At 64.0% G+C, this 14,267-nt stretch carries 12 protein-coding genes and 1 pseudogene; 4 read left to right on the top strand and 9 right to left on the bottom strand.

The window, feature by feature from the left end; genetic code table 11:
* Window positions 1-254 precede the first annotated feature (254 nt).
* The 3 genes from ACOGW9_RS12185 to ACOGW9_RS12175 all read right to left on the bottom strand — a co-directional run bounded on the left by ACOGW9_RS12185 (window position 255) and on the right by ACOGW9_RS12175 (window position 1,655).
* Window positions 255-491 (bottom strand): hypothetical protein, encoded by a 237-nt coding sequence (locus ACOGW9_RS12185; protein WP_419911593.1) that lies wholly within the window; start codon window positions 489-491, stop codon window positions 255-257.
* A gap of 91 nt (window positions 492-582) precedes the next feature.
* On the bottom strand, window positions 583-1,416 hold the full coding sequence (locus ACOGW9_RS12180) for a phosphotransferase (protein ID WP_419911591.1): 834 nt from the start codon (window positions 1,414-1,416) through the stop codon (window positions 583-585).
* Between the two features lie 53 nt (window positions 1,417-1,469).
* Window positions 1,470-1,655: a hypothetical protein gene (locus ACOGW9_RS12175; protein WP_419911589.1), complete on the bottom strand. Its 186-nt coding sequence runs from the start codon at window positions 1,653-1,655 to the stop codon at window positions 1,470-1,472.
* Window positions 1,656-1,864: 209 nt separating this feature from the next.
* On the opposite strand from ACOGW9_RS12175, the gene ACOGW9_RS12170 reads away from it, so the two are divergent.
* The gene (locus ACOGW9_RS12170; RefSeq protein WP_419911587.1) at window positions 1,865-2,170 is read left to right on the top strand and encodes a hypothetical protein; all 306 of its coding nucleotides are present in this window, start codon (window positions 1,865-1,867) and stop codon (window positions 2,168-2,170) included.
* A complete protein-coding gene (locus tag ACOGW9_RS12165) occupies window positions 2,167-2,403 on the top strand; it encodes an Arc family DNA-binding protein (protein ID WP_419911585.1) in 237 nt (78 codons plus the stop codon). Before ACOGW9_RS12170 ends, ACOGW9_RS12165 begins: the two co-directional genes overlap by 4 nt.
* A gap of 41 nt (window positions 2,404-2,444) precedes the next feature.
* Here ACOGW9_RS12165 and ACOGW9_RS12160 read toward each other — a convergent pair.
* Window positions 2,445-2,606, bottom strand: a pseudogene (locus tag ACOGW9_RS12160) (hypothetical protein); the annotation flags it as partial.
* Window positions 2,607-2,673: 67 nt separating this feature from the next.
* On the opposite strand from ACOGW9_RS12160, the gene ACOGW9_RS12155 reads away from it, so the two are divergent.
* On the top strand, window positions 2,674-3,366 hold the full coding sequence (locus ACOGW9_RS12155; RefSeq protein ID WP_419911583.1) for a hypothetical protein: 693 nt from the start codon (window positions 2,674-2,676) through the stop codon (window positions 3,364-3,366).
* On the opposite strand, the gene ACOGW9_RS12150 is transcribed toward ACOGW9_RS12155, so the two are convergent.
* Window positions 3,360-4,304: a phosphotransferase family protein gene (locus ACOGW9_RS12150; RefSeq protein WP_419911581.1), complete on the bottom strand. Its 945-nt coding sequence runs from the start codon at window positions 4,302-4,304 to the stop codon at window positions 3,360-3,362. The genes ACOGW9_RS12155 and ACOGW9_RS12150 overlap by 7 nt on opposite strands.
* Window positions 4,305-4,955: 651 nt before the next feature.
* A complete protein-coding gene (locus tag ACOGW9_RS12145) occupies window positions 4,956-5,732 on the bottom strand; it encodes a TIGR04255 family protein (protein ID WP_419911579.1) in 777 nt (258 codons plus the stop codon).
* Between the two features lie 421 nt (window positions 5,733-6,153).
* Between ACOGW9_RS12145 and ACOGW9_RS12140 the strand changes: the two genes are divergently transcribed.
* Complete coding sequence (locus ACOGW9_RS12140) at window positions 6,154-10,671, top strand: sacsin N-terminal ATP-binding-like domain-containing protein (protein ID WP_419913071.1); 4,518 nt, start codon at window positions 6,154-6,156, stop codon at window positions 10,669-10,671.
* Between the two features lie 253 nt (window positions 10,672-10,924).
* On the opposite strand, the gene ACOGW9_RS12135 is transcribed toward ACOGW9_RS12140, so the two are convergent.
* From ACOGW9_RS12135 to ACOGW9_RS12125, 3 genes are all read right to left on the bottom strand, one after another.
* Complete coding sequence (locus ACOGW9_RS12135; RefSeq protein WP_419911577.1) at window positions 10,925-11,368, bottom strand: hypothetical protein; 444 nt, start codon at window positions 11,366-11,368, stop codon at window positions 10,925-10,927.
* A complete protein-coding gene (locus tag ACOGW9_RS12130) occupies window positions 11,365-11,619 on the bottom strand; it encodes a hypothetical protein (RefSeq protein ID WP_419911575.1) in 255 nt (84 codons plus the stop codon). Before ACOGW9_RS12130 ends, ACOGW9_RS12135 begins: the two co-directional genes overlap by 4 nt.
* Window positions 11,620-11,691: 72 nt before the next feature.
* Entirely contained in the window at window positions 11,692-14,265 is a 2,574-nt protein-coding gene (locus tag ACOGW9_RS12125; RefSeq protein ID WP_419911573.1) for a DNA methyltransferase, read from the bottom strand.
* Window positions 14,266-14,267 lie beyond the last annotated feature (2 nt).

Below are 14,267 nucleotides of genomic sequence, written 5' to 3'. Positions count from 1 at the left end.
CCAGCGAGAGCACATGCGCTACCCGCAGAGCGAGCAACCGCCTCAGAGAGGGTCTCGATCCGGCATCCCGACAGCAATCTCGACATCTGCGCCTGCGGTCCACCTCGCCAACCCTGAGCTAGCACGACAGCGGGAACCGTCGGCGTCAGTCCCGCGGCGAGTACCCCCTGATGCAGAGCCCACACCCGTCGGTCATTGCGTTCAGCCGCAATCAGCGCGCCGGTGTCGTACGTATAGCCGGGCACGCTGCTGACTCATGCCCTCAGGTCCGAAGCGATTGCCTTGTCAGCCCAGGCCCGTTCCTCGGCGCTGAGCTCGCCGTGCTCCTGCTCCCACTCGCGCACCGCGGCGAGCCCGTCCTCAATACGGATCGCCCGTTCTGCGGCCGCATTGAGCCATGCAGACAGGCTGACCCCGTGCGACGCAGCGGCGCTGGCTGCACGTTCGGCAACCGACTCGTCCAAAGAGATCGACAGCTTCTTCACCGCCACGAACCTAACGGTAGCCCTGCGCTCCGATCCAACTGATTTCGGTGTGACGCCAGCCCGGTGACGGCACAGCAGTCGATCTGGTCGACGAGACTCAGCCGTGCCTTTCAGAACTGCCAGCAGCGGCGGCGTGCGCGATGAGCGGGCGGAGCTGTTCGGCGGCGCGGTGCTGGCTGTCGAGCGTGGTCAGGATCCCCTCGCGCTCCATCTGGACGAACGCCGGAACCCCCGCAGCGATCTTGCGCACCACCGCCCGCCTGCAGCCGGCGATCACCTCGGCCACCATGTCGGCGAGCTCATCGGCCCTGCCGGCGCCCAGCCCGTAGCCGCCCACCAACGCCGCTATGCGCGCCGACCGATCAAGCGCGCCGGGCCAGCCCTCCAACCACCGACCCGCATCGCCGCACACCGGCGCGAACTGCCACACGGCGTGCGCGAGGTCCCACATCGGCGACGCCACGAAGATCCCGTCCCAATCGATGAACGCCACCGCCCGCCCGCCGACGAACACCGTGTTGCGCGCAGCAATGTCGCCGTGGCACACCACCTGTCCCGACCCCACCGCCTGGGGACCCTCAGCGAAGCCCGAGCCCGCAGCGAACCCCGCCACGCAGTCGTGACAGGACCCCAGCAGTTCCCCCACCGAGGCGAGCTCGCCTGTGCCCAGCCGCCAGCACTCGGCATCGGCCGGCACCCACCCCTCGACCCAGCTGAGCACCATCGACCCGTCAGACTCGGTACCGAGATACCGGGGAGCGCCGCCGAAACCGGCCTCCTCGAGATGGACGAGCAGCTGCTGCACCGACGCCGACGACTCGCTAGCCGGACGCCGGACCGTGTCACCGACCCTGACGAACTCAGTGACACGACCGGCCAGCGCCTCCGGCTCGGGCGGAGCGTCTGGGCTAGTGCCGGGACTGTCCTGCATCGGTGAGGACGCTAACGAGCGAGCTCACGCCAAAGAAGCCGGCGCCGCTGCGCTCAGAAGCCCGCTTGTATGCAGCCAGCCCGAAGGAACGTGTCCTTCTCGCGCTCTAAGTCGACCCTCGCAGTCTCGGCATCGCTCGCGGGGCTAACGACACCTTCTTGGGCGTCGACAAGTCCCGCGCGGCGTTCGATCCGTCGGCGTCGAGCCGCCGAGCCGCCGATGACCACCCTCGGAGCCATGCGGCCCAGCGTATGACAACCGGACACGCTGCTGCGCGGCGCGTTGTTGCCGCGGCACTCCACCTGCCCGGGCCCCACCGCCTGGGGGTCCTCGGCGAAGCCCGAGCCCGAAGCGAACCCCGCGACGCTGGACCGAGGCGTCGGCCTACTTGGCTGACCGATCCTTCATTTGTGCCCGCTCTGTATTCGGTTGTAATACAATTGCCGCTGTGGAGAGCCCGTTCGACCTGGATCTCCTCGACGACGATGACCCATTCGAAATCACCGACCAGCTGCCGCACCTGTTCAAGCACAGCGCGCTCGGCGTACCCGACATCGTCGACGTCTGGCAAAGCGACCCGCTCTTCTACCCCCCAACCCCGCCGGCACACTGGCTCATGGTCGCCGAAGTCAGCGGAGTCGTGCTCGTGGTCCCCCTCGCACCATCGGACTCGGGCGACCCGACGCGGTGCCGACCGATCGGCTGTTACGAGGCACCTTCGCACCTCGTCTCCCAATACATGGAGGACCGATGAACGCTGAACGCATGACCCCCGCCGAGGAATTCGAGTTCTACCGCCGACCAGAAAACCTGGGTCCCCAAGGACCAGCGCAACGACGCACACCGAGGCTGTCCGATCCGATCGCCGTGCGCTTCCCGCCGAGTGTGCTCGAGCAGATCAGAGCAGTCGCCGCAGCCGAGGATCGCTCAGTGTCATCCTGGGTTCGACGCGCAGTGAACGAGGCCCTGCCGGCGCCGAGCCCGTAGCTGCCTACCAACGCCGCTATGCGCGCCGACCGGTCAGGCGCGCTGGACCAGCCCTCCCACCAACGGTCCGCATCGCCGCACACCGGCGCGAACTGCCACACGGCGTGCGCGAGGTCCCACATCGGCGACGCCACGAAGATCGGGTCCCAATCGATGAACGCCACCGCCCGCCCGCCGGCGAACACCGTGTTGCGCGCAGCGATGTCGCCGATCTCGACAGACTCAGTGATGCGGTCAACGCTCGGAGCGGGCTCTCGTTACGCTTCGAACATGGAGCAGTTCAAGTTGGAACTTGACGCTGAACTGGCTCGAGTCCTCAACCAGCGCGCCCACGAACTTCACAGCACGCCCGATGTCCTGGTCTCGTCCCTGCTCACTCATTGGCTCCGGATCGCTCACGAGGAAGAGACCCTCGGCTCGGACGAAACCGTCCAAGATCGCATCTCCAGGATCGCCGAGCACTACGTGGACGAAAGCCGCAAGATTCTCGAAGATGACCCTGATCTCGGCCTAGACGTAGCCGACCCGCCGTCAAGCGCCATCGATGCCACGCTCCAAGAGCAAGCCCCGCCACGCGACTCGAGCGAAGAAGGAACCCCTGATCGGATGAGCGAGGCGGCGATGAGGCAGGCATTCGCCGAGATCGCTGAGAACTACGAGGAGATCAGCCGTGAAGTCCTCGGCGACGATCCTCCTCTCTCGGCGGATCTCTTCCCTGGGCACCTGTTCATTGCCTACCGATTCTCGATTCCCGAGAAGCCTCAGAGTGAGAACTGGACATCAACGCTGATGGAGCGTATTGAGCGCATCCTCGCTCGGCGACCGAAGAAGCGTCTTGCTGAGACGAGCCAGCCCACCATGCATATGTGGCTTCCCATGGGCGAGCGGATCGACGGGCCGACCCTCCTTGTTGTGGAACCGGACCCCGTGCGCTCACGACTGTCCGCTGCCACTGATCAGTGATCCTCGTCGACGACGGGCTCGCGGTGAGAGCCTTGGCGGGCGAGGAAAGTGCCTATGGGCAGGACGAGGTCCCGTCGGTGGCATGGGGCTTCTATGTGAGATTGCTGACTGTGCTGCGCAGGAACAACCGGCGGCGCAGCGAGATCACGCGGCCAGGCAAGATCACCCGACTGGTCACTGACGAGGTCATCCAGCACGCGTCTGCGCCGCCGCCGGACGTTCTCCAGATAGTCGACCCACGGCCGTACGCATCGCTGGCGGTGGACTTGTTGCGTCGCCACGGCCCCGGCATCAACAGACTCGCCGCCGACTTCCTCGGCGCCGCAATCCACCACCGGACGCCGCTGCATGTCATCGAAGGCAACGTCGGCAGGAACTGGCAGGCACTCTGCGACACAGAAGGCGTGGAACTGCGCATCATCCCCGCCAACCAATAGCTCGCCGCACACCGGCGCGAACTGCCACACGGCGTGCGCGAGGTCCCACATCGGCGACGCCACGAAGATCGGGTCCCAATCGATGAACGCCGCCGCCCGCCCGCCGGCGAACACCGTGTTGCGCGCAGCGATGTCGCCGTGGCACACCACCTGCCCGGGCCCCACCGCCTGAGGCCCCCGGCGAAGCCCGAGCCCGCAGCGAACCCCGCGACGCAGTCGTGACAGGACCCCAGCAGCTTCTCCACCGAGGGGAGCTCGCCTGCGCCCAGCCGCCAGCACCCACCCCTTGACCCAGCTGAGCACCATCCACCCGTCAGGCTCGGTACCGAGATACCGGGGAGCACCGCCGAAGCCAGCCTCCTCGAGATCGACGAGCAGCTGCCGCACCGACGCTGAGGAAGCGGTCGCAGGACGCCGGACCGTGTTACCGAACCTGATGAACTCAGTGACGCGACCGGCCAGCGCCTCCGGCGTGGTGGCGCGCGTTGGGCTGTCCTGCACTGGGCTGGCACGCTAATGATGGGAATCCTGCAAATGAGCAACCAAGAGCACACAGATGAAACCGCAGGTCAGGAGCCCGTTTCTCGGTAGATCAGTGTCGTGAACGCCAAGCATCGGTCGTCGTCCAGCCAGAACTCGATGATTGCTGGGCTGTAGGTATCAATGCACCGATCGAGCGGGTTCCCGGTTGGGCCCGGTTGGCCAGGGAACTGGTGGCAAGGGACCCGTTTCAGCAGTTCGGTGGCTTTCCTGAGTGCCGCCGACATTGCTCGTTCGTGAAGATGTGAGTCTTCATCGGCCGCTCGCCATTCCTCTAGAGCGCGTTCGAGCGCGTCAAGATTCCAGTCCCAGCAGCCGTTCACGGCTAGTGGGTCGATCCACCGAATAGCCGCTCTAGATCGTCGTCTGTCGCGACACGGTAGGGAGGACCGTCTTCTATCAACTGGGCGACGAACTCTCGTCCTCGCTGCCTTCTCGCTTCTAGGCGCGCTTCGCGCCAGTGGGCATCTGCGGACTGGCTACTAGCCCATGGAGATTGGTTGTGAATGGTCTCGATGCCGCGCCCGTTCAAGGGCGGCACAGAGGGGCCAAACACGGCGCATTCGTCAGCGCTGCGGGGCGGTCCTATCAGCGTTCCTGCCATGTTGCCGGTCATCGAGTTCTCCCCCATTTCTGATGTGCCTTGGCTGTCGTGGCAGATGTGAACCCGCGGACGATCCACTCGTGAGCGACGTCCAAGACCGCTAGAGCGCCGTCGAGGTCCGCTGTGGCTGCCCAGCCGCGGGATGAGACGTACATGGCGAGCACGCGGTCCGCATTTTCATCGGGACGTATAGGGCCAACGTCGATGTCCAGCCATTGTCCTGGGTCGGGGATGTGGTAGTGGAGGTACGCGGCTGCGATCTCAGGCTCAGGCAAGAACTCGTCGCTTGTGTGACCACGCCAAGAAGCCAGAATCTCGGACGTATCGCTGATCCCATGCCAGCCGCTTTCGGCCCCGATGTGGTTCACGTACAGCACTTGGCAGATGTCGGGGCACAGATCGATCGCTGTGATCTTGCTGAGTCGATGCCATGCGTCCAAGAAAAACTTACGAAGCCAAGTGAATCGCGGGTATGTCTCGTCCAACGAGTCACGTTTCCAATTGACCGTCAGGCGGTCGTGCTGGACTTGGACGACTTGTTGGCCGCCCTTGGCTGACATCCACAGACGTTCCAGTTCGGCCCCGGCTTCGGGGCGGTCAATGTGCGACGGCTCCAATCCAATCGTGCGTAGGACAGCTCGTCGTTCCAGCGCGTACTCGGGCCATGCCCCTGCGAGTGCGTCTATTGTTGCCTCGCCCATGTCGAACGAGTCCTCGAACTGAACAGTCAGTGCGACCTCAACGACAGGCGGCGAATCGTACTCCGGCAGTTCAGTGTCGCTCATGCGACGGGACGCTCAGACCGACAACGCAAGGGTCCTCCTTCATGCCGCGCGGTGAACGCGCGGCAGTTGCATCCTGACAGGCCGGGCCCCCCGAGGGGGGGACCTGGCAGGAACCAAGGGTACCTAAGGGACTGCTTAGCAAATCGGCGGGGTGGGGGTTGTCCGGTGGGTGCGGGCGCGGCTCGTGGGGTTGCTGGGTTCAGCGGGCGTGGGGTCTTGTGCGGCGGTGGATGCGGCTCAGGTGGTGGTCCAGCTAGAGGCCGTTGATGCATCCTTATTCACCCTGGGACTTGCGCAGGCTGTGGGAGTCCCGGACTTTGGCAGGGACTCTGGGGCTCCTGGAGTTGCGGGGCCTTGCTAGCTTCTTCCGGCCGGCCCGACGAAGGCGCGGGCCTACTAGCGATGGGTCTGGTCGTTGGCGGTGCAACATCACTCGACGGCAAACACCGACGGCATTGCGCGAGCCATCGAGGCGGCCGAGCAGGTGTTCCACTCGCTTCCAGGCGACCGCGGTCGCTTCTACGAGCCGGCTGACGTACCGGAGGCTCGGGCTGCGGTCGAGCGGCTGAGACAGCTCTATCGCGATCTGCCTGGTCTGATATCGACCGCGCTCGACGCGGCGCGGGCAAGCGGTGCCCAGCTGTCGAGCGAGAAGCTCCAAGGCCTTGCCGAGATCATCCAGAACGCTGACGACGCGGGGGCCGCGGAGGTGCGCTTCCAGCTGAGGCCGGGTGATCTGTTGGCGAGCCACAACGGTGCTCCAATTTGCCTCGAAGACGTGGTCGGCTTCGCAACTCCCTGGCTGAGCACCAAGACAGACAACGTCAGCGCTACCGGCCGATTCGGTGTTGGGCTCTCAACTCTTCAGTCGTTATCCCCAACGCTTGAGGTGCATTGCGGCCACTACCGCTTCCGCATCGGCGACCCGACGATTGAGCCATGTGAGTTGCCGGGCCTGCCTCCCCTGTTCCGGGGACCAGGGTGGACGACATTGCGAGTTCCTCTTCGGCTCGAAACGCTACAGCCACGGGAGCTCGAAGATTGGTTTGAGGCCTGGGACGCCTCAGCCCTGCTGTTCCTTCGCAATGTGGCTCGCGTGAGACTGCTGGAGTCGAGCGGCGACTCAATCAGGGAACTCAGTCTCTCGCGACGCAAGGACGAAGTCTCGAATTCGGACGCGGCGCTCGCATCGCTCTCGCGCGACCTTGTCGACGCTGCTGACGGGCGTTCATGGCTGGTCTACAGCACCGAATACCCGGCCCCTGCAGGACTATCACGCGCACAGAAGGAAACGGGAGACTCAACACCCGCCGCTATCGCACTCCCGCTCAGAGGCTCAGACACGGGTCAGATCTACGCAGGGCTGCCCGTAGTAGGGACGAAGTCGCCACTGTTTGCAAATGCACAGTTCGATCCGCTTACGAGTCGGACTGATTTCGACGACAACCCGTGGAACGCAGCGCTTGTGAAGCTCGTCGCGGAATTGTGGACGGAGGCGGTGCTCGACCTATTCGAACGCCAACCCACGAGCGCATGGCGGGCGATACCGCTTCCACATGCCGATGTCGACGGCACGTCGTCGAAGATGGTCAACGCACTTGAAGCCGCCGTCCTTGACCAGGCGAGGGGCCAAGTGGCTGCTCGCTTGTCGTTAGCGATTCCGGGGCGAGGCCGCCTTCACGTATCTGATCTTGCGGTGGAGTCGGAGCCGCTCGAGGGCGTTCTGCAAGCGACCGAAATCGCCCGATTGGCTCAGCTTCGTGCTGCGCTGCCGAATAACGTGCGGGATCCAGCCGGAAGATGGCGCTCGGTTCTTGCGGACTGGCGAACTCACCGAGATGACCTGCCGGATCCCGTCAGCGTCGAGCAAGCGCTGGAGCTGCTCGGCGACGACAAACGACCTCCTGATCCCGACATCGCCCTCACAGCAGTTGCGATCCGAGAGGGTCTCGACGAGAAGCTGCTCGAAGTCCCGTGCGTGATCACTCAGGATGGTCAGCGACGAGTACCCCCGGGCCATGATTCCGCGTTGGTTCTGGTCGCAGGAGCCGCGCCGCTCGCGGAACAACTCGGACTCGTAGCGCAGCTTCACCAGGCCCACGTGGCGCCCACGACCGATGCCACAGAGGTTCTTGCTTGGCTGCAGAAGTGCGGGGCGTTGCTCGACGGTTCCGACAACACGGAAATGCTGCGTCGTCTCGCTCGCGCTGGACAGTCCGGGTGGATCGTCGAGCCGTCACTGACAGATGACCAAGTCCGCTCACTCCGAGATGCGTTTGAACACCTCGATGCGAACGAACAGGAAGAACTCGGACCCCAGGTCGGCCGGGCAATTCTGTTGACGTCGTTTGCACATGACGCCGAGGGCCAGAGGGTCCCAAGCGTCTCCCGACCTGTCGACGCCTATCTTCCGCGGGCAATTGATCGAGCGGGTGACAGCTTTGCCGTAGCCGCCGGCGAATCTCCCGGAATCGTGTGGCTCAGCAGTCATTACGCACGGGTCCTCCGCCCCCCAGAAGGACAATCAGTAGCTGGCCCACAAGCGTTCCTTCGGCTGTTGGGAGCCGAGACGGCACCACGGCTCCTACCGCACCCACGTCTGGTCGACCGCTACGCGTACGAACGTCAGCGTGGCCTGCCCCTCCACGTCAGCGGCGGGCCGGAAGCGCGCATTTCAGCGATGAGAAAACTGGGTGCCACATACACACTCGAAGATCGCGGCAGCCCAGATCTCCTCGCCGCCGTGACAAGCATCGCCCTTGAGCAGCAGGGCGAAGAACGCCGTACGCGGGCCAGCGCTCTGCTAGCGGCACTCGGTCGGGCGTGGGACCGCCGGCTGCAGCAATATGCGGAGGTCGACGCGGTGCACGACAACCGCCGTTGGTGGCACGAAGGCAGGACTAGCGCGTTTTGGCTTGCGCAAGCCGGAGATGTCGCTTGGCTCGACGACGAAGACGGCCATGCACGCAGGCCAATCGACTTGTGTATCCGAACGCCGGGCACCGAAGCGATCTACGGAGCGGAATCGACCGATTTTCTGCACCCCAAGCTTGATCAGCGGATTCGTCACGCAGTATTGGAAGCACTAGGTGTGCCAGGTGATCCGAGCCGATCCAAACTCGTGGATCGGCTTCGGGATATCCGACGTGCCGACGCGCAAGACGCAATCCCGAGCGATCACTTACGACATGGCGCGGTTCTTGTCTACAGGGCTCTGGCACGAGACATCGACAGTGAGCCTGAAGAGCCCGACTTGACTGACGATCAGCTGCGGAACAGTTTCGCGCGCCACGGTCTCGTGCTGACAAATCATGGGTGGCAGTCGCCTCGCAACGTGCTGTCCGGCGCAGACATTTTCAAGGACCATCGAGCGTTCGCACCCGAGCCCGAAGGTTGTGCATCGCTGTGGAAGGCCTTGCGCATCAGAGCGCCGTCACCGGCCGATTGCCTGGAGGTCCTGAGGCAGATCGCGTCTAGACGCGAGAACCCTCCCGACGCCATCGAGGAAGCCATCATGCTTGAAGCGCTGCGCTACCTCGCAGGCACTCATGCGAAGGTAGACAATGCACTCCGCAAGAAGCTGAAGAAGCTGGCTCTGTGGACGAGCAAGGACTGGGCGCGGGATCGCCCCGTCTATGCAACGGATGACCCGGCTATTGCAACTGGGCTCGGCGATCAACTGCCGATCTGGCGGCCAGGCGGGGAACTCAAACAGTTTCGAAGCCTGCTCGGGCACTTGGGCGTCACCGAAATCCAGGTCAGCAACGCCACAGTGATCGATCCCGGAGATGCGTGGTACGACGCCTCAGCTACGGACCTATATCAACGGGCTCTCGCTCTCATGCGCGAAGACCTACAGCGCAACGACCCACGTTTGGCGAAGAGCCTCGCTGCGCTGTGGGGTGACCTGGTCGCCTGCAGAGTCAAGGTGCACCCACGCCTTGCGCTCTCAATTCCCGTCGCTCCGAACCGCACTTACGAGTGCGAAGTCGACGCGAAGGTCGACAATGGCCACTTGGCCATGTTCGTGTCGGATCCCGAGGTGCTCGCCCGGGTCCATGGCGGAGGCAGAGCGCTAGCAGCACTGTTTGAGGGCCACGAACGACTCATATCCCTGTCATGGAGAGCCGCGTGCGACCTGGCAGAAGAAGGCACCCGGGCAAGGGAACTCGAACTCGCAAGTGAACGGGCCGAACAGGCGGAGGCAACACTCGACTCCGACCCCCGGCTAGTACAGCTCCGGAACAGAACCGCTCGACAGCAAGATTCGTCGCGCAGCGCCTCCGGTAGACGGGCAGGTGACCATCAGCCAGTCGCGGGCGTCGCAGAGGGCGGTGACCATCAAGACCAGTCGTCGCCTGAAGCCGTTCTGAGGACGCTCGTAGAACCGCAGTCGCTCACGATCGTTGACCGAAGAGGCCGCACCGACAGCGGGAGCCCCAATACCGCAACCGGTTCAGGTGACAGGGCTAGCACCGGAGCGAGCCTCAGGGAACCGTCAGTTGGCGTTCCTGGGCCGCGCGACCGCACCCCCCTGCGGGGCTATTCCGAATTGGAGAAGGAGAGCGTCGGGCTTGAGCTCTTGAGAATGCTGCTCGACAGCGATGAGGACCAGATCGCCGACCTTCGCGGCCAGCGCGGTGTCGGTGCCGACGCAATGGATGAGTGGCAGAACTACTACGAACTCAAGGTCAGCGCCGGCTCGGAACCCAACGAGGTGACTCTTACTGCCGCCGAGTATGAGCGAGCGTCGACTACGCCAGACTTTTTCCTCGTCGTCGTGTCGAACCTCGAAGGCAATGATGCGCGGCCTACTGTCCGCGTCATCGTCGACCCCCTAGATCACCTCCGCGAAGTCAAGCGCGGGACGACCACTCTCGCGGGACTTAGCGAAGCGCCAAGTCTCGTCTACGAGTTCGCACCCGCCGACGATGAGTAATCGCTGATCGACGCATCAGCTCACCGCGGCCGATGTCATGCGCGTCAACGATCTGCATGAGACCGATGGCCCATCGACCGCACCGTCGCCAACGGCCGCGAACTAGTCACACCGCCAACAACATGACGACAGCTCCTGAGCGAGTGCAGATTCCCCGCGAGTACCTGGCCCGCCGTGCGGATGTCGCGTCTCGGGCGTCGAGAAGAGCGATGTGTCGTCCGCTGGTCGGCCGAAGGTTTGATACGGCGGTTAGCTAGCGGTCTTGATAGCGGGGGTGCTTACACCTCGCGCAGTGCGCCTTCTTCGACGACATCAACGCGAGCGCTCCGACCGTGACCTTCGCTGCGGTGTTGCGCTTGAACCGGATGTAGATGGAGCCGCACCGCGGACACGGCGTTGGCGCCTCCATGTCGTGCACTGGGATATTGCCGCGCTCAACTTCCTCCGCGCGGTTCTGCATTTGCGCGATCTGCAACTCGCTCTCCAGTCGCTCGCGCTCTTCGCCGGTCGCGGTCCGCCAGACACGACGATGCTCCGCCGCAGCGGCTTTCGCCTCTTTGCGAGTGTCGAACGGACCCACCCGGATGTTGCCGGGCGTGGCTCTGTCACAGTCTCGGCAAGCGGATGCCCAGTACTTGCCGTCGTCCTCGCGGGCCGCAATCATCAGGTGCTGGGGCTGTTGCATCGGCGGACTCATGCGGATGTCCCGCTGTCGAGCACGCTGAGTGTCTCGAGCGCATCGGCGCAGTGGTGCATGACCTGCTCAGTCGCAGTACGTGCCGCGGCGTAGTCCTCTCGGTTCAGCGCATCCAGCGCGTCGTTGATCGATACGTAGCTGCTTCCGAGTCGCAGGTGCGCCTGGACGCGTGCGCGCTGCTCTTCGGCTGTTCCCTTGCGTCGCAGGCGGCGACGCAGTCTGCGAGCTCGACGTTTTGTGGTTTGGCGCATGGCGGTTCCCTCCAAACGGAATTCGGGTGATTGCCGACACAACCGAAGCGCAATCAATCCCAGGACGGCCCGTTACCAGCCGTCGTCGATGGTCGTGGTCATTTCGGCGCCGGTGGTGGTGATGACCTTGATGGCGATGTTGCGTCCGGGGTCGGGCGGCGCGAAGGGCTGGGACACCGCGGACTGGATGTTGTCGAGGGCGTGTTCGTCTCGTTCGCGCTTGGGGATCTTGGCGATGAGCTTCTTGATGTCGCTGCCTTTGCGGAATCCGTTCGGGAAGTAGGCGCGGCGCACTCGGAACGAGAACCCGTCGTGATTGGTGTCGAGCATCCAGCACTCGACCTCGTCGGTGCCGTAGCCGCGCGCTCGGTTCGCTGCGGGGTCGTATGTGTCGCAGCCCAGCAACTCGACGGTGACGCCTTCGTCGCTCGTACCGAGGATCACGTCGGGTTCGGCGAGCAGCACGAATGAACCGCCATCGGCCGAGCGCTTGACGGTCTCGGGCAGGCGCAGGTCGCGGGAAGCGATGACTCGGTGGACGTGGACCGGCCCGACGGCCGGCGGGATGCCGGCTTCGAAGTCGTAGCCGATGATGACGAGGTTCTCGCAGCCCGGGTCGTTCTCACGGGCCTCGACTGCTGCTCGGCGGGCGACCTCGGTCGTCACTGTGGCATCGGCCGCGGCAATCATTACACCGGCCGTGAACTCGGCATCCCTGCTCTCGGATGCGCAGCGCGCCCCGTAGCCGACGAGTTTCGTGTCGGGCCATGGAACCGTTTCGACAACATCGAACACCGGTCGTCCGTTGGCATCGCACACCGGTGTGTTGCGGAGGAGCTGCAGCAACGTCTCTGCGTTTGTTGGATCGGCTGCAGGCAGGTCGTCAGCTTCGCCGTCGTCGAGCGGCAGGTAGGTGTACGGCGAGATCGATTCGACGGTGAATGCCGAGCAGATGCGGGGCTTGCGAGGTTCAACCTCTGTCCGGTCAACGAGACGTATCTGTTTGTCAGGGTCATCGACCGTCCGATACGCGAGCGTCGCCGCGGTCACGCTCGGGATGGTGTCTTCTACAAAGCCGACAGCGGGATCCAACCCAGCGTCTGCTGTCTTGTGCCACGGATAGATGCGAGTGAGCAGATGTGATCGTGCAACAGCGACGGAGACTCGTTGTGCATCGCACGTAATCCATCGGCGGCCCCAAGTCTCGGCGACATCGGCCGTCGCGCCACTGCCACATGTGGGGTCGACAACGAGATCGCCGGGGTCTGTGGTCATGAGCAGGCAGCGCTCGATGATGCGATCCGATGTCTGCACGACGTAGCGCTTGGATGACGGAGACATGACGCTGTGCCACACGTTGTCCAGCTTGCGGCCAGGCATTTCGTCCGTGTACCACTTCCAACGAAGCGTGTTTCCCAGATCAGACAGGCGCCCTTGTGACCTCAGGGAACACATACCGCACTCAACTTGACGTTCGTCGGGATCGCCAGGGCACGGGCCGTCGTCCTCAGCAGCCGGCGAATGGACCGAGACGCTCCATTGCCGCTGAGCTTCGGGGTGATGCCACTTGCCATTGAACCAGTACCGTTCGGAGCGCCCCGTAGTCGAACGTCCCTGAGATGTAAGCGGCATACGGTGATAAAGACGTGCGACAGACGGCATCTCGTCCACGTTCCTGCGCTCCGACTTCGTGGGCGAGCGGTCATCTTGGCCTGGAGTTTCTATGGCCGCTGCATACGTGAAGTCGTCCATGAACTCCTGCATGGAGCGCGGGAGGTACAGGGCGTTGAACTTGATCTGATCCTTGTCCTTGGCGTACCAGAGCAGGTAGCTGGCGCTCTCGCCGAGCAGCTTGCTGGAGGGCATGCCCGTCGGACGCCAGGTGATGGTGGCGACGCGGTTGTCACCGCCGAACACCTCGTCTAAGAGCACCCCGAGCCGGTGGATGTTCTCGTCGCCGATCTGCACGAACAGCGATCCACTGTCGGCGAGCAGCTCGCGGGCCAGAACGCACTGTTTGTGGATGCCGTCGAGGTATGAGTGGACGCCGTTTCGGTACGTGTCGCGGAAGGCACGGATCGGCAAGGCATCACCTGCTGGCACTGCCGTGCCGTTGTCCTTGACGTTTAGATTGTCGGTGGTGGGCTGGAAGTTGGACTGGTACGACATGCCGTAGGGCGGGTCGTAGTAGATCATCTGCACCTGTCCGGCGAGCCCGTCCTTGGCGATGAGGCTCTTCATCACATCGGCCGAATCGCCGTGGACCAGGCGGTTCTGCCAGTTTCCGGAATGCTCGTAGAAGTTGAGCGGGTCGGCTCCTTTGGGCAACCCGTTGAAGTCGTCCATGCTGACCTGGACACCACTGTCGGGCTTGCGGAGCTGATTGACGAAATCGACCGGGGAGACCTTCTCGCGCACATACAGCGGCAGGGCTTCCATGCGCAGCAGCGCATCCTCGGCGTCCTCGCCGCCAAGTGCTGAGGTCTCGCCTTGCCGATCCCAGGCGAGCACCGGCGTAGCGATCTCGTGCCGGTTGATGGTGAACGGCTCGGGCTTGCGGTCCTCGTCGGTCATCATCGACTCGGTTTCTGGCGTGGGGTTGTTGCGCCGAGTCGCTGTCTTGTGCCGGTAGGAGTCGGTCGCCACTT

It is taken from the genome of Candidatus Poriferisodalis sp. (assembly GCF_965203655.1).
Lineage (GTDB): Bacteria > Actinomycetota > Acidimicrobiia > Acidimicrobiales > Poriferisodalaceae > Poriferisodalis.
Note: the sequence above shows the minus strand (reverse complement) of the source record. Positions and strands in the feature narration are given on the sequence as shown.

Excerpts from the sequence above, each read along its gene's own strand:
- ACOGW9_RS12180 (WP_419911591.1), bottom strand. The coding sequence starts at position 1,416 with ATGCAGGACAGTCCCGGCACTAGCCCAGACGCTCCGCCCGAGCCGGAG.
- ACOGW9_RS12175 (WP_419911589.1), bottom strand. The coding sequence starts at position 1,655 with ATGGCTCCGAGGGTGGTCATCGGCGGCTCGGCGGCTCGACGCCGACGG.
- ACOGW9_RS12165 (WP_419911585.1), top strand. The coding sequence starts at position 2,167 with ATGAACGCTGAACGCATGACCCCCGCCGAGGAATTCGAGTTCTACCGC.
- ACOGW9_RS12155 (WP_419911583.1), top strand. The coding sequence starts at position 2,674 with ATGGAGCAGTTCAAGTTGGAACTTGACGCTGAACTGGCTCGAGTCCTC.
- ACOGW9_RS12145 (WP_419911579.1), bottom strand. The coding sequence starts at position 5,732 with ATGAGCGACACTGAACTGCCGGAGTACGATTCGCCGCCTGTCGTTGAG.
- ACOGW9_RS12135 (WP_419911577.1), bottom strand. The coding sequence starts at position 11,368 with ATGAGTCCGCCGATGCAACAGCCCCAGCACCTGATGATTGCGGCCCGC.
- ACOGW9_RS12130 (WP_419911575.1), bottom strand. The coding sequence starts at position 11,619 with ATGCGCCAAACCACAAAACGTCGAGCTCGCAGACTGCGTCGCCGCCTG.